This window comes from Shewanella sp. FJAT-52076 (assembly GCF_019457455.1).
In the GTDB taxonomy this organism is placed as follows: domain Bacteria; phylum Pseudomonadota; class Gammaproteobacteria; order Enterobacterales; family Shewanellaceae; genus Shewanella; species Shewanella zhangzhouensis.
Window position 1 is genome coordinate 787,832 of record NZ_CP080415.1, and the last position, 19,509, is coordinate 807,340.

14 protein-coding genes are annotated in these 19,509 nt (G+C 55.6%); 8 read left to right on the top strand and 6 right to left on the bottom strand.

The annotated features are described in order from the left end of the window. The first annotated feature begins 215 nt into the window (after positions 1-215). From K0H79_RS03415 to K0H79_RS03430, 4 genes are all read left to right on the top strand, one after another. Positions 216-551, top strand: a complete 336-nt coding sequence (locus K0H79_RS03415; protein WP_220077317.1) for a cupin domain-containing protein — start codon at positions 216-218, stop codon at positions 549-551. A gap of 112 nt (positions 552-663) precedes the next feature. Then, the gene (locus K0H79_RS03420) at positions 664-2,583 is read left to right on the top strand and encodes a U32 family peptidase (RefSeq protein ID WP_258405467.1); all 1,920 of its coding nucleotides are present in this window, start codon (positions 664-666) and stop codon (positions 2,581-2,583) included. 157 nt (positions 2,584-2,740) lie between these two features. Then, complete coding sequence (locus K0H79_RS03425) at positions 2,741-3,118, top strand: PH domain-containing protein (protein ID WP_203326048.1); 378 nt, start codon at positions 2,741-2,743, stop codon at positions 3,116-3,118. A gap of 372 nt (positions 3,119-3,490) precedes the next feature. Continuing rightward, positions 3,491-6,520 (top strand): TonB-dependent siderophore receptor, encoded by a 3,030-nt coding sequence (locus tag K0H79_RS03430; RefSeq protein ID WP_220077318.1) that lies wholly within the window; start codon positions 3,491-3,493, stop codon positions 6,518-6,520. Positions 6,521-6,643: 123 nt separating this feature from the next. Here K0H79_RS03430 and K0H79_RS03435 read toward each other — a convergent pair whose 3' ends face one another. Next, positions 6,644-8,158: a DUF3612 domain-containing protein gene (locus tag K0H79_RS03435; protein ID WP_220077319.1), complete on the bottom strand. Its 1,515-nt coding sequence runs from the start codon at positions 8,156-8,158 to the stop codon at positions 6,644-6,646. Between the two features lie 156 nt (positions 8,159-8,314). On the opposite strand from K0H79_RS03435, the gene K0H79_RS03440 reads away from it, so the two are divergent. Continuing rightward, on the top strand, positions 8,315-8,887 hold the full coding sequence (locus K0H79_RS03440; RefSeq protein ID WP_220077320.1) for a malate synthase: 573 nt from the start codon (positions 8,315-8,317) through the stop codon (positions 8,885-8,887). Positions 8,888-9,071: 184 nt separating this feature from the next. On the opposite strand, the gene K0H79_RS03445 is transcribed toward K0H79_RS03440, so the two are convergent. Genes K0H79_RS03445 through K0H79_RS03455 form a run of 3 tightly spaced genes read right to left on the bottom strand, consistent with a single transcriptional unit; the run spans position 9,072 to position 11,943 of the window. Beyond that, positions 9,072-9,746, bottom strand: a complete 675-nt coding sequence (locus K0H79_RS03445; protein ID WP_220077321.1) for a glutathione S-transferase family protein — start codon at positions 9,744-9,746, stop codon at positions 9,072-9,074. A 55-nt stretch (positions 9,747-9,801) separates the two neighbouring features. Next, a complete protein-coding gene (locus K0H79_RS03450; protein WP_220077322.1) occupies positions 9,802-10,092 on the bottom strand; it encodes an antibiotic biosynthesis monooxygenase in 291 nt (96 codons plus the stop codon). A gap of 51 nt (positions 10,093-10,143) precedes the next feature. Continuing rightward, positions 10,144-11,943 (bottom strand): aminopeptidase P family protein, encoded by a 1,800-nt coding sequence (locus K0H79_RS03455; protein ID WP_220077323.1) that lies wholly within the window; start codon positions 11,941-11,943, stop codon positions 10,144-10,146. Between the two features lie 304 nt (positions 11,944-12,247). Between K0H79_RS03455 and K0H79_RS03460 the strand changes: the two genes are divergently transcribed. Then, positions 12,248-13,501 carry an MFS transporter gene (locus K0H79_RS03460; protein WP_258405468.1) on the top strand — a complete coding sequence of 418 codons (1,254 nt, stop codon included), beginning with the start codon at positions 12,248-12,250 and terminating at the stop codon, positions 13,499-13,501. Between the two features lie 86 nt (positions 13,502-13,587). Beyond that, complete coding sequence (locus K0H79_RS03465) at positions 13,588-14,376, top strand: ROK family protein (RefSeq protein WP_220077324.1); 789 nt, start codon at positions 13,588-13,590, stop codon at positions 14,374-14,376. A gap of 54 nt (positions 14,377-14,430) precedes the next feature. Here K0H79_RS03465 and K0H79_RS03470 read toward each other — a convergent pair whose 3' ends face one another. Then, positions 14,431-17,172, bottom strand: a complete 2,742-nt coding sequence (locus K0H79_RS03470) for an ankyrin repeat domain-containing protein (RefSeq protein ID WP_220077325.1) — start codon at positions 17,170-17,172, stop codon at positions 14,431-14,433. A gap of 494 nt (positions 17,173-17,666) precedes the next feature. Between K0H79_RS03470 and K0H79_RS03475 the strand changes: the two genes are divergently transcribed. After that, entirely contained in the window at positions 17,667-18,878 is a 1,212-nt protein-coding gene (locus tag K0H79_RS03475; protein WP_220077326.1) for a Xaa-Pro peptidase family protein, read from the top strand. A gap of 67 nt (positions 18,879-18,945) precedes the next feature. On the opposite strand, the gene K0H79_RS03480 is transcribed toward K0H79_RS03475, so the two are convergent. Next, entirely contained in the window at positions 18,946-19,416 is a 471-nt protein-coding gene (locus K0H79_RS03480; protein ID WP_220077327.1) for an FKBP-type peptidyl-prolyl cis-trans isomerase, read from the bottom strand. Positions 19,417-19,509 lie beyond the last annotated feature (93 nt).

Here is a 19,509-nt window from a genome sequence, read left to right on the forward strand (position 1 = left end):
CTTGGGGCGCAACATTGAGCAGCCAGTGTGCCCGTGATAGATTCAATTCCACAGATTTCCTCAAACGTTACAGAAGGATGAGGGCAAAAGTAGGCTATCCCTGAACGAATGGGAAAACTGCAGCGGGGGATTTTCTCTGGCGACCGAGGATTACAGGCCCCACAAAGCGATTTATAGCAACGCGATTTATAGCAAAGCCGGAGCAAAAGCTGATTATGGCGAACCTTCTTACCGAGCTTCCAGAAAACCTCTGTGAGGAAGTCTTCGAAACCCTGATGAGGTCTCCTGATTGCCGCATCGAGCGCATAGTGTCACTGGGGCACAGCACAGCAGCGGGCCAATGGTACGATCAGGACGAGCATGAATGGGTCGTGCTGCTCAGTGGCAGTGCGGTTCTGGCCTATGAGGATGGCCGCAGTCTTGCCATGGCACCCGGTGATTATGTGAATATTCCCGCCCATGTGCGTCACAGAGTAGACGCGACCGACCCGACCATCCCCAGCGTATGGCTGGCGGTGTTTTACGGTGCTGCCAACCAGATTGAAAGCTGATTATTTTTTAAACGCCAGCGCATAAGTCTTTCCTGAAAGACTGGCTCTGCTATACTCTGCGTCCGATTTTTCTACCGGGCCATTCAGTCAGGCCAGCAGACGAGTTTGATTCATGAGTACAGAAGGCGTTGAGATTTTTATTCCCGGCAAACCCCAGTCCCAGGTAACCCCTGAGCCGGTTAAGCTTGCCGATAATAAGCTGGAGTTGTTGGCTCCCGCTAAAAACGCCGATTACGGAATCGAAGCCATTCGTCATGGCGCCGATGCAGTTTACATAGGCGCCCCCGCCTTTGGCGCCCGCCACACCGCGGGTAACAGCATTGCCGACATTGCCCGTCTATGTGAGTTTGCCCACCGCTACCATGCTCAGGTGTTTGTTACCGTAAACACCATTCTGTTTGACTCTGAGCTGGAAGACGCCCGCAAGCTGATTTGGGAAGTCTACGAAGCCGGTGCCGATGCCATTATCGTACAGGACATTGGCCTGCTGGAGCTGGATCTGCCGCCGATAGCGCTGCACGCCAGTACTCAAATGGATAACCGGGTACCGGAAAAAGTGGCCTTTTTGGAGCACGTCGGTTTTTCTCAGGCAGTGCTCGCCCGTGAACTGAGCTTGACTCAAATTCGCGCCGTGGCGGCTGAAACCAAGATGCGGCTCGAGTATTTTATCCATGGCGCCCTGTGCGTGGCGTTCAGCGGCCAGTGTTATATCAGTGAAGCCTATACCGATAACCGCAGTGCCAACCGGGGTGAGTGCTCGCAGCAGTGCCGTATGCCGGGGAACCTCAGTACCCGTAAGGGCGAAGTGATTGCCACCAACGAGCACATGCTGTCGCTCAAAGACAACAACCAGACTGAAAACCTCGAAGCCCTGATAGATGCCGGTATTCGCTCTTTCAAGATTGAGGGGCGTCTGAAGGACTTGAGTTACGTAAAAAACGTGACAGCCCACTATCGCCAGCAGCTCGATGAAATCATGGCCCGTCGCCCCGAGTTTGAGAGTGCCTCCCACGGCCGCTGCAGCTACAGCTTTGTGCCGGATCCGGACAAGAGCTTTAACCGTGGCAAGACAGATTACTTTGTGCATGACCGCAAGCCGGGCATCGCCGACTTCCGTACCCCAAAATACCTCGGGATTGATGTGGGTAAGGTCAGCAAAATCGCCAAAGACCACATAGTGGTAGACTCCACCGCCGAATTCAATAACGGCGATGGTCTGGGCTTTTTTGCCAAAAACTATGAAAAGGCCCGTTTGTCAGACGACAAACTGACCGGATTCAGGGTAAACCGCGCCGAAGGCAATGTGCTCTATCTCAAGACGGTGCCGGAAGACCTGCGGGTAGGTGTTACCCTTTACCGTAACCACGATCAGGCATTTGAGATGCTGCTGGCCAAAGAGTCGGCCGAGCGTTTGGTGACGGTTAACTTTGCCCTGGCCGAGCGGGAGCAGGGGCTGGCATTGACCGCCTTTGACAATCATGGCCATTCAGTGACAGTAACCGCTGACTTCGATAAGCAGCAGGCCAAAGACATTGAGCGCAACTGTGACGGGCTGAAAAAGAATCTGGGTAAGTTGGGAAACACTGATTTTTGCCTGGGTGAGATTGAACTGGGTGATGCTGCTACCGTATTTGCGCCTGCGTCTGTCATTAATAATCTGCGCCGCGAAGCGGTGGAGGCCCTTGGTCAAGCCCGTATCCAGGGCTACCAGCGCCCCACGCCCTGGGAGCGTGATGACAGCGTGCGTTACCCCCAGCGCAGCATGACCTACCTCAGTAACGTCGCCAACCAGAAGGCCAAAGACTTCTACACCCGCCACGGTGTGGTTTCCATCCGCGATGCCTATGAAGTGCGTCCGGTTAAAGGAGATGCGCCGCTGATGATCACCAAGCACTGCATTCGCTACAGTTACAACATGTGCCCCAAGGAAGTGCCGGGCATTAAGGCAGACCCCCTGCAGATGGAGCTGGGTGGCAAGGAGTTTAAGTTGGTGTTTGACTGCCACAAGTGTGAAATGCTGGTGGTGGGTTAAGTCCTTGTACCATCAAAAACGGCGACCCTGGGTCGCCGTTTTTATTTCGAGGCGTTTCTTTCTGCCTTTTTCTTTCGGCGCTTTGTATTTCAGGCGATGGGCCAATGCGATAATCTTGCATGACCACAAACCGGTAACACAGCAGGAGAAGGTATTGATGGGATTTTTGGATGCCCTGATGGGCAATGCCAGTGAGGTGGACCTGGGCAAACTCACCGCTGAGTTGTCGCCTATCCTTGGCGACAATGAAGAGTTGCAACTGGCCTATAAAATGGTGCGTGACCTGTTTGTTTTTACCAGCAAGCGATTGATATTAATTGATAAGCAAGGCGTTACTGGCAAGAAAGTGAGTTATCACTCCATTCCCTACAAGGCGATAGTGCATTTTCAGGTGGAAACTGCAGGTACCTTCGATATGGATGCCGAATTGAAACTGTGGATCTCGGGCCAGCACGAGCCATTGGTAAAAGAACTCAAGCGCGGCACCGACGTGGTCGGCATTCAAAAAACCATTGCCCGTTACGCTTTGGGTTAATGCCGACGCTTCTGAAAAAGGCCACCCTGGGTGGCTTTTTTGTTGGTTGGGTCTCACAGCCAGCCATCAAAATCACGCCTCTATTTAATCTCTATCTCCCCAATCAACACCCATAAGATGTGGCTTGATTTTCTACTAACCATTTGAAATTAAATAAATAGACTTTAAATAGAGATAAAAGGGGGATAGAAACGACACCCGTTGAATTGCCCGGACTTCATCAGCACCGTAAAACCTCAATTGCCGTTAGCGCTTTGTTAACAAGGTTAATAAAGATTGCGGAAGGGAGGGGCTTTGGCAACTGTCCAGAGTCAGTGCGCGTAATTAAAAGTCCAGCAAAACACTGCAACAATGCAGGGAAGGGTGAGAAGCATGAAAAAGACCATTCTGACATTGGCCATTCAGGCTGCGGTTTTGGGCGGTATGTCCATGACAGCAGTGGCGGCCGACGAAGTTGAAGTTTCCCAGGTTAAGGGAAATCAGCCCCAGCAAAGCGCTGAAGCTGAGCAGCAAACCATTGAAAAAATTTCCGTAACCGGTTCACGCATCAAAAGGGACAGTTTTTCGGTGGCTACCCCACTGGCGACACTGGACAGTGAAGCAATTGATGATGCAGGTACAGGTTCTCTGTCTGCCATTTTGGTGGACGAACTGCCACAGGTTGCCGAAGGCACCAGCAACACCAACTCGCAATCCAGCGTCCAGAATACCGGTCTGTCGACCATTGATTTGCGAAATCTGGGCACCAACCGCACCCTGACCCTGATTGATGGTCGCAGAGTGGTATCCAACAGTTACTCAGGTAACTATGTCAGCCTCTCGACCATTCCCACCAGTTTTGTGGACAAGGTGGAAATCATCACCGGTGGTGCATCTGCCACCTACGGCTCAGACGCGGTTGCCGGTGTGGTGAACATCATCACCGAGCAGGACAAACAAGGTGTTACCTTCAACGTGCGCTCTGGCCAGACCGAAAGCGGCGGCGAAGAGTTGGGTGTAGATGGTGACTTCGGTGCTCTCTATGCCGATGGCAAGGGCTACCTGTTTATGGCAGCCTCTTACAATAAGGACTGGGGCCTGGATTATTGGGACAGGAACAGAGCCCAACAGCAGGAATCCTGGTCGTACGACACCAAGCGCATGTGTAACACCATGCTCACCGAAACCTATGATACGGCGCTGAGAACCAACGCCCATTGTATGCGTGATATCACCCAGGCAGACTGGCGCGACCTGAACGACTCCATTCCCGGTGGCGTATTCAACGAAGCCAGCAGTACCCGACCAGATGCCGGTTTTTGGTATGACGGCCAAACCCTCCGTAACGACTGGCACGAAGAAAAATACGGTATCCACTTCCAGCAGTTTGACTGGTTGAAAGTTCCCGATGAGTCAGTGGCTGCCGCCGTGAAGACTGAGTATGACTTTGACTCGGGCACCCAGGCCTATTTCCAGTTGCAATACAGCCGCAATCACTCGGTTAACAACAAGTCACCTGAAAGCTCAGACGAAAACGAATTCGCCCTGGTGCGGGATCCTGTGACCGGTGAATTTGTTGAGGAGTACGTGGGCCGTATTCCGAAGAACAACCCCTTCGTTCCCCAGGAAATTTTTGATGGTGCCAGCTCTCGCGGCATCACCTGGGACAGAAACTTTGCCGAAGTGGGTGCCATTGTTAACGAAAACACCCGTACCACCTATCGCAGCTGGGCTGGCCTCAGAGGCTTTGTGTGGGACAACTGGGAATGGGATTTGTCGGTGGGCTACGGCAAGTTCCGTCAGGAACAAAACCGTCAGAACGAAATTGATGTGGTGAAGCTGCGTAATGCACTGCAGGCTGAGAAACTCGCCGATGGCACTATTCAGTGTATCGACAGTGATGCCCGCGCCGATGGATGTGTGCCCGTAAACCTGTTCGGTGAAGGCGCTATCAGCGTCGACGCGGCCAACTATATTCGCTCCAACCCCACTATCACCACTGATATCACCATGACCAACGTGCTGGGTTATATCACCGGCGATTTGTTTGATTTGCCCGCTGGCCCTGTTGCCTCGGCATTTGGTTTTGAATATCGCCGCGACACCCAAAGCGTTGACACCAATGTGCCAAACGGTGGCGTGACCTTTAACTATGTGCCCAGTTTTGAGGGCGATGTCAGTGTGTACGAAGCCTTTGGTGAGGCGTCACTGCCGCTGCTGCGGGATGTCACCGCCGCCAAGAGCCTGTCCATGGATCTGTCGCTGCGTGTGGCTGATTACAGCTGGTCTACCACTGACCTTATCAAGAGCTATAAGGCCGGTTTGGTTTACGAGCCTGCCGAAGGTTATATGGTTCGTGCCAACTGGGCTACAGCCCAACGTGCACCAACCATCACAGAGCTGCTCTCTCCACCACGGGGCGATTACGACAGCTTCAGCGATGTGTGTGATGGTGTAACGGCAACTTCCACCGGTGAAGGTCATGCCAATTGCCGCCAGGATCCGGGCATTGCTGCAACCATCGCCGCCGATGGCGTGTTTAATGACGATAACAATGGTTATTCACCTAACGTAGGTAACGAGAACCTCAAAGAGGAGTCGGCCGAAACCTTTACCGTGGGTGTGTCTCTGGCGCCTTCCTTCATTGAAGGGTTGCGTGTCGCCGTGGACTACTATGACATCAAGATTGAAGATGCCATGACCAGTCTCGAGAACGAAGACATCATCAAGTTCTGTTATGCCTCTTCGCTGCCTTATGGTGATGACAACGCCTTCTGTAACGACATCAAGCGTGATGGAGACGGTCAAATCATCGAAGTACAGCAGCGTGTGATTAACGCCGATGAGACCCGCACCAGCGGATACGATCTGGCGCTCGACTACAAGTACGATCTGGATGCATGGGGCGATCTCAAGCTCAAGCTCGACTGGAGCCATGTGATTGACTACACCATCACAGCCACAGGTCCTGATGGTCAGTACACCAACTCCTACCTGGGTCAGCTGTCTTCCGGCATCTTCGAAGACAAGGGTTCGGCGTCGCTCACCTGGCGTCTGGACAACCTGCGTCTGCGCTGGAGCGTGAAGTACAAGAGTGATATTCGCCGCAGTCAGTCAACCCATGAAAGCTGGGAAAAAGCCATCGAGCTGAACGCCGAAAATTGCGCTGCTGCCGATGCAGCCTGTGTGGCCAACCCTGAGCCTTTGTGGGGCAATGAGTTGCCATCGGTCACTACCCATAACTTCTCTGCATCCTACGGATTTGATTTGGGCAGCAACGCCGAGCTGCGTCTGTACGGTGGGGTAAACAACCTGTTCGATGAGCGTGGTCCCTTCGTCATCGGTGGCTCTGGTAGCTATGACAGTGCCTATGGCGGCGGCCAGGGCCGTTACGGTTACCTGGGTGCCGAGGTGAAGTTCTAAGGTCATTGATACCTTATTGCCTGAAGGCAAGGCCGCTTCCCACATCTCCCGGGAGGCGGCCTTTTTTATTGCTTCATTATTGCTTCGGGCAAAGCAGGCCCGGCACTGACCTGCTTAAAACGCTTATCCCTTGCAGCCCCCATAACAGCTGGGTTTGCGCGGGCACACATTTCCCCGTGAGCAAATCAACCTGGCACCCTTGTGTATGCCACGCTCCACCCAATTGATGTTAAGGATACGGGCTATGCTCATCAGCTGGCGTTTAATGGCAGTGGGAATTTCCCCCTGACCACCAGACGCCACGCAGTGGTCCTTCAGTGCCTCGGCGAGACTTAAGGCGTCGGTTCCCTGGGCATCGATGGCGGGATTCAAATCGATGCCCGCGCACAGTACATGGTGATTCCCGGCCAAATCCACCACCTTGGTGGACTCACAGCAGTAAATACGCGGGCTGCCACCCACATCCAGAATGGAGATTTGCGCCGAGCTGCCATCGGATGGCTCGCTTATCATGCGAAATACCGCCCAGTGTTGGCAGGGATCCGGCACCTGACGCATATTGCCCCAGGGCAGGGGAATGCCGTTACCCCGGTATACCGCCTTGAGTTTGCCCGGGGCGTAGGCATCGAAGTAATGCCAGTGGGGGTAGGGTGATACCACAGTCATACGGCGCATTGCCACAGAGGCCGACACGCCGATTTTTTTATGGGTATCAATTTCATAGCCTCCCCGCTCCAACAACTGCCGGAAAGGCACCTTGGGGCAAAGCAGGGCGCCGGCAAAAAAGCTGGATTCAAAGTCGCGCCAGGCACTCAGGATATCCTGGGCATTCACGGTGGAGGATATATCGGTATCCTGCTCACCTGTGCCTATGCCACGTCCCACCGCCAGCACATTCTTCAGCCCGTCTTTGTTATGCAGCACGCAGTGGCCTATGTGCACTGCCAAATCGTATTTCAGCCGCTCGGGGTTTTTCTTCAGTGCTTCGTTGATAAAGATGGTGGAGGGCGGTTCGAAAAATGAGGTCACCAACTGATGGGTAGGCACACCGTTATCGTCAACCTGATCCTGAGGTGGCTCTTTAAAGAATCTAATTTTCATGCCCATCTGTTTGCAGATAGCCGTCAGATCCTCTCCACTGAGATTCAGCCGCTTCTCACCGACTTCTTCTGCGGCGCGTTCCAGGTCGGGGAAATGATTCTGATGATGCTCCTGGTGGGCGCGGATCAGCAAATGGGCAAACTGGCGGCCACTGATCCCGGTTTGCGACAGCATTTCGGGAATGGCAATTTGCAGAATATCCTTGGAAAACAAAAAGCCCGGCTCCAGCGCCATGCCACTGATCCCACCCCGGCGTCCCTTGTCCGGGGTAATGGCGTCTTCTTCCGGCGCATCGTCCAGAAACCAGTCCGGTGACTTTTCAAATACCTTGGCAATCACCTCCAGCATGGCCGCACTGGGCACCCGTTTTCCCCGCTCAATCATCGACAGGTATGACACTGAGGGTGCCGAACCGGGATCCACACGTACACAGCGTGAAGACAGATCTTCCATGGTTAAGTGATTGCGCTTCCGTAAGTTTCTGATCTTGGTGCCCAGAAAATGGGATTGGCGCATCAGGCTTTTTTCACTGGTCATTTTGTAAAATTCACACTGTAAAATTTTTATTGTGAAATTGTAGTAAAAAATAACATAGACTAAAAATCAAGCGAAATTCACCGACTGCACGACGCATCCCACCGGCAGGATTTCGTGACAAAACCCACAAGAAGCTAAGTGACCGAGGACAAGGCAATGAACATGACCATGATGAATACCCAAAATCAGCAACAACTGCATCACTTCATCGGGGAAGCCATTGCCGCAGTGGTGAATGGCGCCAAACGGGGAGTCAGCCTCGAGAGTGCAACTGAATTTCTTGACCGCCGCTTTCCGCTGGCGCGGGGCAGTCACAAGATGGTGAAAAGCTATGTGGTTTACTACCAGCACTTGCTGGCCTTCTTCGAAGATGGCAGCCACAGTGGTCTGGAAACCTCATCCCAGTTTGTTGCCCTTTGCGGTCACAAGGAAGAGCCCTGTGCCATCTTGCTCAAGTCAGGCGATATTCATGTGGAGTTGACCCTGGATAAGAATGGCCGCATGGGCAGTGCCAATCCGGCCCATATCGAGGACATTCAGGTTGAGTCTCCCGGATTTTGCCTGAGGGAGAGCGAAGGCTGTGCCACAGAGGCCATCAGCCAATGCCGAAACTGGCTGAGCCTGCTGCACTCGGCTCCCTGCGATGATGATTGCCCTCAGCGCAACGAACGTCGCTTTACCGCAAAAGATGGCGGCGAGTACCAGTTGGTCTCACTGGGGCTCTTTTAACAAACGTCCCTGCTTAGACAACTAAAAGCGACGCGCACAAGAGACAACGAAAAGTGACAAGCAAAAAGCCCGGTTAAACCGGGCCTTTTACATTCATGCCGGGATGGTACTGGCAGCTCCGTACCGGCATAGTTGCCAGCATAGCCCTGTCCTCAGCCCTGTCCTCAGCCCTGGCGGGTTTTCATCATTGACCCAGACGCAAATCAGCCACAATTTCTCCCGCCTCATGGGCTTCCTGCTCATGGGCTTCATCACGCCAGGGTTCGGCCAGCGCCGCCTGATACCAGCTCTTCATGCCTGGCAAGTCGAGCAGGGTGGCGACATAAGCCTCAGAGGCCGCAGACAGCTTGGGCCCATAAGTCTGGGCCCGGAAGGCGAGAGGGGCGAAAAAGGCATCCACGGCACTGAAGTTTTTGCCGCCAAGGAAGGGGCCGCCGAAGCGGGTTAAGCCCTGTTGCCACAGCTCATCAATACGGGCCCATTCGCGCTCGAGTGCATCCGGCACTGGGTGCAGCTTAACCCTGATGCCACAGTTCATGGTGCAGATGGAGCGAATGGTGCCAAATCCTGAGTGCATCTCGGCGGCGGCGCAGCGGGCATAGGCCCGTGCCTGTTTGTTCTCGGGCCAGACGCCAGCGTGGCTCTCGGCCAGATACTCGATAATCGCCAGTGAGTCCCACACGGGCTCGCCTTCGTCCAGCAAGCAGGGCACTTTGGCCGTGGGGGAGAAATGTTTGAAGTCGCTGTCGCCAAAGGGCTGCAGTTTTTCGTCGAAGGGAATCCCCAGCTCGGTCAGCAGCAGCCAGGGGCGCAGCGACCAGGAGGAATAGTTTTTATTGGCAATGTACAGCGTCAGCATGGGGAACTCCTTGTCAAAATACTGCTAAGTCATATGGATATTTATTCGTGGTGATTCAGCCGGCGCTGTAACTGCGCTTCAGCTCCAGCACTTCCACCTGATAATTCAGATACCAGCGCTCGGCACCTGTTTGCTGGGCCACCCGGTGCAGCGCGTCCTGCTTCCAGGCGAGGATATCGGCCTCGCTGTCCCAGTAGGAGATGGCAACTTCCTTTGCTCCTTCTGTGACGGCAATAAAGTCGCGGCAATTGTATTTCTCGAAGGCGAGCTTTCTGAGTTCGGCGGCCATGGCGCTGTATTGGTCATCGAGCTTGCTGACGTTGGCTTTAAAAATAACGGCGAACATGGTTTTCCTCCTTAAAAACAGTAATAAAAAAGCGCCCGAAGGCGCTTTATATCAGATAGCTTGGGTGGCCTTCGTCAGCCAGACCAGCTCGTCACCGGACATCAGCGGTGACAGGGTGTTGTATACCTTGCTGTGGTAGCGGTTGAGCCAATTCACTTCGGCCTCGGTCAACAGCGCCTTGTCGATGAGGCGGGTGTCGATGGGGATAAGGGTGAGGGCGTCAAACTCATAGGTTTCGCGCTCGGCGCCTTTGAGGGCCTCGCAGTGGCGCACCACAATCAGGTTTTCGATACGAATACCAAAGCCATCGGCGCGGTAGTAGCCGGGCTCGTTGGACACCACCATACCGGGCAGCAGCGCCACGGAGTTGCTGTTTTTGGCGATGCGCTGTGGGCCTTCGTGCACGCTCAGGAAGTGGCCAACACCATGGCCTGTGCCATGGTCATAATCAAAGCCATGTTGCCACAGGTACTGGCGGGCAAAGGCATCCAGCTGCTGGCCCGTGGTGCCCTTGGGGAAACGGGCGCAGTCCAGGGCGATATGGCCCTTGAGCACCAGGGTGACCATTTTCTTTTGCTCGTCGGTGACCTCACCAATGGCCAGGGTGCGGGTGACATCTGTGGTGCCATCCAGATATTGGGCGCCCGAGTCCACCAGATAGATGCTGTTCATGGTCAGTTTTGCCGGGGTGCCATTGGTGTGGTTGTAATGGCACATGGCGGCGTTGGCACCGGCAGCGGAAATGGTGTCAAAGCTTGGCTCGCGGTAGCGTGGGTCTTCCAGACGGAAGCTCTCAAGCTTGTCGGCCAGCTCGGCTTCATCGTACAGGCGGCCTGAGGTTACTTCGTTGTCGAGCCAGGCGAGGAAGCGGCTCACGGCGGCGCCATCGCGTACATGGCATTCACGCATGCCTTTGAGCTCAGACGCATTTTTGGCGGCCTTTGGCAGGGCAACCACGTCCATGGCTGCAACGAGTTTGGCTCCGGCCTCACGGGCAGTGAGCTGGCTGGCTGCATTGGCACTGTTGGGGTCGGCAAGCAGCTTCTTACCGGCAAGATTGTTAAGCGCCGTATTGAGCTCAGATTCAGCGTGCACACTTACGCCGTCACCCACGTGGGCAGCGAAACCTTCAGGGACTTTGGCGGTATCCACAAAAAGCTGCATACGGCCATCCTGCCACAGCAGGGCAGAGCCAAGCACCACAGGCAATCTGGGCACATCAAAACCGCGGATATTCAGGAGCCAGCAGAAGGAATCCAACGCTGTGATAAGCGCCACATCACCACCGGCTTTTTTCACCAAGAGGCCTGTCTCGGCACGTTTTTGGGCGCTGGTCTTGCCTGCATCGACATCACTGAAGAGGTGCAGGGGTTTTATGTCCGGCACAGGGCGATCGTGCCAGTGCTTATCGATGGGGTTTTCGCTTACGGCAACGAGCTCGATACCGGCTTTATCCAGCACCGCCTTGGCTTGTTCAAACCAGGCCAGGGTATGCATGCGGGCATCGAATCCCACCCGGGCGCCTTCACCCAGGGTGTCGGCAAGATACTGAGGCTGCGGCGTATCGGTCAGGCTTTCGTAGGCATACAGGTGCTCGTCTACCTGATCGCGTACCTGCACCGTGTAGCGGCCGTCAACGAAGATGGCGGCGGTCTCTTTCATCACAATCGCCATACCGGCAGAGCCGGTAAAGCCGGTGGCCCAATAAAGACGCTCATTATGCTCAGGCACATATTCACCAAGATACTCGTCGGCGCGGGGGATGATGAAGGCATCGAGTTGATTGGCGGCCATTTCTGCGCGAATGGCATCGAGGCGCTTGGAGATTTCACTGCTGGCGACTGCTGACATGGGTGACCTTTTCCTGACGTTTTGCTTGTGAGTGGGTACTTGTTCTGAGTACTTGTGCTTGAGTACGGGTAATGTGCCCGGGTGCTTTCCCGCGGCTTATAAATATGCGCCGATTATCGCAACCCCAACTGACAGTCGCAAGGTAAGGCAAGATGAAAATGCTTTGAGCTCCTCTGAAGGCTTGCGCAGAAAAGCCCGCAATCGTGTCCCGGCAACTGTCTCCGGGTGTACGCCTTGACGCCGGGCCGAGAGCGGGGGATATTCGTAAGTTCATTTTTACAGTCTTAATTTTGGCATAAATTTCATGGCGTTTTCGGCTTGGTTTCGCACAACTCCCCTGGCACTGATGGGGAAATTACAGGGATGGCCGCGCAATGTGTGGTTACTGACGTTGGCCCAGGCCCTGTCAATGAGTGCTACCCCCATCATGGTGCTGCTGGGCGGTTTGGTGGGCGCAAAAATAGCGCCCACAGCACAGCTTGCCACGGCGCCCATTGCCGTAATGATCCTCGGCCTTGCCGCCGCCGTGGTGCCCGTGGGTTTGCTTGGGCGTAAGTACGGCAGGCGCAGGGTATTCCTGCTGGGCAGTTTGCTGGGCACCCTCGCAGGATTGACCGCAGCCCTCGGGGTATATCAAAACGACTTTGTGATTTTCTGTGTGGGCGCGCTGCTGCTGGGGGCAGCAGGGGCTGTGGTACAGCAATACCGTTTCGCTGCCATGGAGGCCGTTGACCCCATCAAGGCGCCAAGGGCCGCCTCCCGGGTGCTGCTGGGTGGCCTGGTGGCGGCACTGCTTGGCCCTGAACTTGCGGTGCTCGGCAGTGCGTTGATTGATGGCAGCTATGCCGGCGCTTTTTTGCTGTTGTCGGCCATCGCCCTGTGCGGTGGCTTGGTGCTGTTGGGATACCGCAATGAGTCACAATGGCAGGGCGATGCCAGCACCAAAGAACCTCAGACCGAGCGTCCTTTGGCTGAGCTTTTGTCCCAGAGCAAACTCTGGGTGGCCATTGGCGGCGCCGCTATTGGCTATGGCATGATGAGCCTGATTATGACGGCGACGCCCCTGCACATGCACCATATGGAGCACCATTCTCTGGCCGACACCAAGTGGGTTATTCAGAGCCATATCATCGCCATGTATTTGCCGTCCTTTATCAGCGGTGCTTTGGTCGCCCGTTTCGGCCACGGCGCCATGATGATGGCGGGACTTGGGGCTTACGGGGCAACCATTATTCTGGCGCTGTCCGGCAGCGCCCTGCTGAATTACTGGACGGCACTGGTGCTGCTGGGCGTAGGTTGGAACTTCCTTTTTGTGGCGGGTACATCACTCCTGCCCTCCTGCTATCGCGGCGCAGAGAAGTTCCGCATACAGACCTTCAATGATTTTGCGGTATTTGGGTTTCAGGCCATGGCGTCACTGGGGGCCGGCGCCTTGCTCACCGGCCTTGGCTGGCAGGTATTGCTGGTGGCCTGCTTACCCTTTATCGGGGTGCAGCTGATGCTGCTGGCGTGGTGGAAGTTGAGCAAAAGCAGGGTGTTACAAGGTGGTAACAATTGATTTATTCAATTACCGGTTGGTGACACTATGGTAAACTTCGCCATCCCTGCTCGGGGTCAGAGCAGGGCGTATCAGTGGAGTAAATGATGCAAACATTGACACTTGATGTGGGGGGAACCAACGGCCTGTTTGAACTCAGGCACGAAGGTCATACAGAACAATATAAATTCCCCACCGGTGATGGTTTCTCTATCCGGGATTTGAACGAACAGATCCAGGCCTTTGAACAGGACTTTGCGCTGGAGCACTACCGTCTGGCCATTGCCGTTCCGGGCCTGGTGCGGGATAACCGTTTGGTTACCTGTAAGTCGCTGCCGGGACTGACGGGGCTGCACCCTGCACAAATCCAGTGCAGCGGCGAACTCGCCTTTATTGTCAACGACATGGATGCGGGCATCCAGGCCATTGCCGAGCCTCGTCATGATTGTGAGGTGCTGGTGATGTGCGGTGCGGGCCTGGGTATGGCAATTGCCATGAATGGCCAGGTGTTCAGCGGTGCCAGCGGCTTTGCCGGTGAGCTGGGACACTGCCGTATCATGACTGAGGGCGGCGAGTTCAGTCTGGAGCAACTGGCATCTGCCGAAGCACTGCGTGGTCGTAAACAGGTGATGGGAGATGACCTGGTGCAGGCTGGGCGTCATCTGGGCATGGGGCTGGCGTGGGTGGTTAACCTCTTCAATCCCAATCGCATTTATCTGGCGGGCAGCATGATGCACAGTGCCGATTTTTACAAAGGCTGTATTGGTGCCCTCAAGGATATGGCATTGGGTGCGCCTATGGCCAACTGCCAGGTGCACAGAGTCGATGACATGGAAACGCTGGTGTGCCGTGGACTGGCCACCATGCTGGAAAAACAGCAGCATGCAGGCGAGTGATAAATGCCTGTGACAAAAAACGCCGCGAACGCGGCGTTTTTTTATGGGTTGGTTTTATGCTCTCAGGCGGGGCTGTGCCAGCGGGATATCCATGTTGTCGTCATCCCAGCTGGCCATGTAACGTATCTCATCTTCCGCCCGACTGAAATTACCCAATGGCATGAGGAGCTGCGGCAGTGGCTCCTGCGTATCCTGTCGCTGCTTAACGCCGATGAGCAGTGCCAGCGTCCACCATGCCACTATGCCCATACCCATCGCCGTTAGCCAGGTTGGTGCAAAGAACCATACCAGCCCAAGCGCCAGGACCGAGGGCAGTATATACCAGACAGTGACCTGTCCCAGTCCCAGGGTGAGCTTGTGCAGCCGATACCAAAAACCAGCCGGTTTGAGGGCGCCAAGGTCCAGTCCGGGTGCCGGGATACCCAGGACGCGGAAATAGTCAAAAGCGCTCTTGCCTTTTTTATCCAGCACCCCGGCACTGGCACCCGCCTGGAGCAATACGGCCGCGCTCTTGTGGCTGAGCATGAGAATGGCACTCATCAGCGGTGTTTGCCCGCGCCGGTTTTGGCTGTCGAGCACACTGCCGGCGGCAATTAACTGCGTGCACAGGTCCTCATCGTGCATGGCGCCCATACGGGCGGCCAAATGCAGCGGCGTATCGCCGTCGGCATCGTTGCCATCCTCAAGGGACAGTCCAGCCTGCAACAGACAGGGGATAAGAGCGCCATGGCCACGGTAGCAGGCGATGTGCAGCAGCGACTCGCCCTTAAACCACTCCAGGGCATCGGCGCCCTGCGCCAGCAAATATTCTGTCAATTGTCTGTGGCCATTGGCGACGGCGAAATAGAGGGCGCTACAGCCCTCACTGTCACTGGCAGGCAGGGTTGCGCCTCTTTCCAGCAGCAATTGCGCCATGGCCAGATCCCCACGGTAAGCGGCATAACACAACAGCGGTGCACGTCCGTGGGGGGGCAGGGATTCCCTCAGTGCCTCCGCCTCCTGGCGCAGACGGCTTAGGGTGCCCAGCAGCACTTCGAGGCTGCGATGGCTCGCCCGGGTTGAGCGGCTTGGGATCTTCAGGGTGTCGTTGGCCTCGGCGCCGGCATCCAGCAAGAGGCGTGTAATACCCAGATGTCCCTTGGCGACGGATATGGCGAGCGCCGTATTGCCATCGAGGTCTTTATGGTCAAGGGGCTGCTCCCGGGCCAGCAAAAAAGCCACTGTGTCATGGGCACCATGACGGCAGGCGTGCAGCAGCAGGGTGTCGCCCTGGTGGTTTTCCGGCTGCTTGTTTCGAAGCCGCAGCCAGGCCTGCTCAAATCCCTGAGTATCCCGGTAAGCAATCAATAACCAGATGTATTCGCTCACCGGCAGGTTGAACAGCGCTGTGTGGAATACCTGATGCAGGGCCTCCTCGTTGGGCCTTTGGCGCAAGAGGGCCTCAAAAACGGTTTCGCCGTCCACATTGGTCTCGGCGGGATTCTCTCCTGCGGCCAGCAGCATCCGGGCGGATTCGGGGCTCAAATCTTCCAGATAGTCGTGCAACAGGGGGCTGCGGTAGCGGGTTGGCTTGTTGGCCTTAAGGAGTATCTCAAGGTTTTTCAGTGCATTGTGGTGGATTGCTGTGCCGATGGCGCGATTGTGGTCGAACAGTCGAATACGGTTCGCCAAAATGGCTATGAGTCTGTGGGCCCTGTCGTCGGCCACCAGATACTCCACCAAATCGGCGACGCAATCATCTATGTCCAGCATCAGGGCTTCGGCTTTGAGCAGCAGGTAGGCCACCAGACGGAACGCGCCGCTGGCAGCCGCGCCCTGCAAGAGCTCCACCATATCATCGCTGTTATCTTCAAGTTTGAGGCCCAGGCTTTCCAGTAACTTAAAACCCAGCAGGTTATCTACCTGGGTGCACAGGCCTGCCAGTACCATCAATTGATCGTAGTTGAGGCTTAAGCCTGAGAGCAGGCGCTGCAGTACGGGTTGGTCCTGATGACGGATGGCAATTTTTATTTGCTGCTCTGTGCTGCCTGCGTTGTAAATGCCGTGGGGGCGAAGGAAGGGGAACCCCTGGCGGTGAAGCCTGGCGGCCAGTTCATAATCCAGTGCAAACGCATGCCACAGGATGGAGCCGCCATCCGGCAACCGGTAATGGGCGGGCCAGCCCTGTTGCAACAAGGCTTCAATAAAGGGGGCCAGGCGTCTGTCATTGTCGGCGAACAGACGCGTCATCAGATCCTGTCCGGCACTATCTGATTCCTCGGGGTTGGCCCCCTGCTTGAGGAGCAGGGTAAACATTGACAGGCTGCGATAATGCACGCAGGCATAGATAAGCGGCTCATCGCCGAGGGGGGCGTTGGGATCGAGGCCTGAGCTTAGCAGCCGGGTGAGCTCGTCCACATCCTGATTTCGTACAAGGGTATCCAGGGTATCTTCGGGCAGGAACCTTGTCAGCAGGCTGTCCAGCTCATCGGGTGAGGGCCTGATGCCGCGATAAAAACAGCTGTCAAAACTGGCATCCAGGGCAGCGCAGCGGGCGTTTACCTTAATAAATTCAACGCCCAGAGCCTTGCTGGCGCGCATCAGGCGATAATTGATGCCACTGTCGCTTTGGATATCCAGCCGCAGGTGATTGCTGAAGAGTTTGAGGGACGTGAGCCGTTCGGTCGTTGCCAAATACTCAGACAAACCAAGGGCATCGAGCGCCTGTTCGGGGGACAGGGTCGCCGTGGTCTGCCGGATGCGTTCGCTGTCGCTGCTGGACATACACAGGCAGTACCTGAACCAATTTGCCGACATGGCGCCTTCTGACACTTTGCTCCCCCAGTGACGGTTGCCCTTGGCCTGGCAGGAACGGCGGCCTGTGCAACATTGGCGTCACAATACGCACAAGTGCCCTGAATGGCAACCGAATTTGGCTTATAGAGCGCGGGAGCAAGGCTCTTGGTGATGCTGATTGGGCGCCTTGTCGCCGCGTTGCAGACAGCGGATTGCAGCTGCGCCAAATGGCGAGCTGAGGTCTCGAGTGCTTGGGGCTTTTCCATCGCAGCCGCCTGGCTTGAGCGTAAAGCCTGCCTTTTACTCTGCGCCGCTGCTTATCTGAGGTGCGCGCCTTCTGTAGACTGCCGCAGGCTTCGCGATTTCAGCGCAGCTGGGCGGTGTTGGTCAGCTGCACGCAACAATCTTGAACAGAATGAGGGTTCAATATTTGTATATTTTATGCTAGAAATGCGCATCTGAACTGCGCCTCAGGCTGTGTTGGCCCGTGGCAACAACTGATTTGAAGGTGAAGTATGACCATAGGTGTAGGTGGGCTGACGGCCGAGGAGGCTCTCGCCAAACTCAGTGATATGACAGCGGGTACGGGCCCTATTGAAGTGAGTGAGTTTCAACAGCGTATTCAAAAGGCGCAGAGACTGATGAAAGCCGCAGGACTGGATGCCGTATACCTTAATGCCGGCACCAATCTTTACTACTTCACCGGCACCCGCTGGTACGCCAGCGAACGCATGGTGGGCGCCATTCTGCCCGCCGAGGGGGCGTTGGAATACATTGCACCGGCCTTTGAATTAGACACCCTCAAGGGCTATATGGCCATCAAGGGTGAGGTGAATACCTGGCATGAAGACGAAAGCCCCTATCAACTCTTTGGTGCCGTGCTCGATCGCCTCGGTCTGGGGCAGGGCCGGGTGGGCATGGATGAATCGGCCGCCTTCTTTATCAGCGAAGGCATTCGCGATGCCAACCCTGAGCTTAAGGTGGTGAGCGCCAAGGCCGTGACGGCCGGTTGCCGGATGCAAAAATCGGCCACTGAGCTGGCGCTGATGCAGCGTGCCAAGGACATGACCCTGGAAGTGCATAAGGCCGCCGCTGCCATGCTGCGCCCCGGTATCACAGTCGGTGAAGTCGACGCCTTTATCGACGCCGCCCATCGTAAAGTCGGGGCGCCGGCTGGCTCTTATTTTTGTATCGTGCTTTTTGGCGAAGATACTGCGTATCCCCACGGCGTGAAAAATCCCAAGGCGCTGGAAGAGGGAGATACCGTCCTGATTGACACCGGCTGCCAGCTTTATGGCTATAACTCAGATATCACCCGCACTTACGTGTATGGCACCCCGAGCGCACGTCAGCGTGAACTCTGGAACCTGGAAAAACAGGCGCAGGCGGCCGCCTTTGAGGCGGCAAAATTGGGCGCCCCCTGTGGCAGCGTTGATAAGGCCGCCCGCAGTGTGCTTGAGGCCGCAGGCTTTGGCCCCGGCTATGCGGTTCCCGGCCTGCCACACCGTACAGGTCACGGCATAGGGCTCGATATTCATGAGTGGCCCTATCTGGTGGCGAATGACACCACACCGCTGGCGCCGGGTATGTGTTTTTCCAACGAGCCCATGCTCTGCGTGCCCGGTGAATTTGGGGTACGGCTCGAGGATCACTTCTACATGACTGAGTCAGGGCCCAAGTGGTTTACTCTCCCTTCCCATTCCATTGACAACCCGTTTGGCTTGTAAGGGACAATAAAAAACGGAGGCACCGGCCTCCGTTTTTTATGTCGCGTCAGTTGGCGTCAGTCTGCATTCATTCGATGGCTATCAGTTCCACATCAAAAACCAGCACAGAACCGCCGGGGATTTTGCCTACGCTGCGGCTGCCGTAGCCGAGGCTTGCCGGGATGAAAAAGCGCATCTTGTCGCCTTCCTTCATCAGTTGCACCCCTTCGGTCCACCCCTTGATAACCCTATTCAGCGGGAAGGCAATGGTCTCACCGCGCTCCACTGACGAGTCGAATACAGTGCCATCGGTCAGGGTGCCGTGGTAGTGCACGCGCACAGTGTCGCTGGCGCTGGGGTGGCGTTCGCCGCTGCCGGCAATCAGAAGCTCATACTGCAGGCCCGATGCCGTGGTGGTGACACCGTCACGCTTGGCGTTTTCAGCAAGGAAAACGGCGCCTTTCTCTTCATTGAGCTTGGCGGCCTTTTGATTATTCATGGTGGTGAAAAAGTAAAAAATGACGCAGGCAATCACAATAACAGCGAGGGCAACTCTCATGGGATGGATTCCGTAATGGCTGACTTTTGACTATCGTATGGAACTCAATATCTTATGGTTAAGCTGCTGTCGGGTAAAGTCTGGATGTCGGTG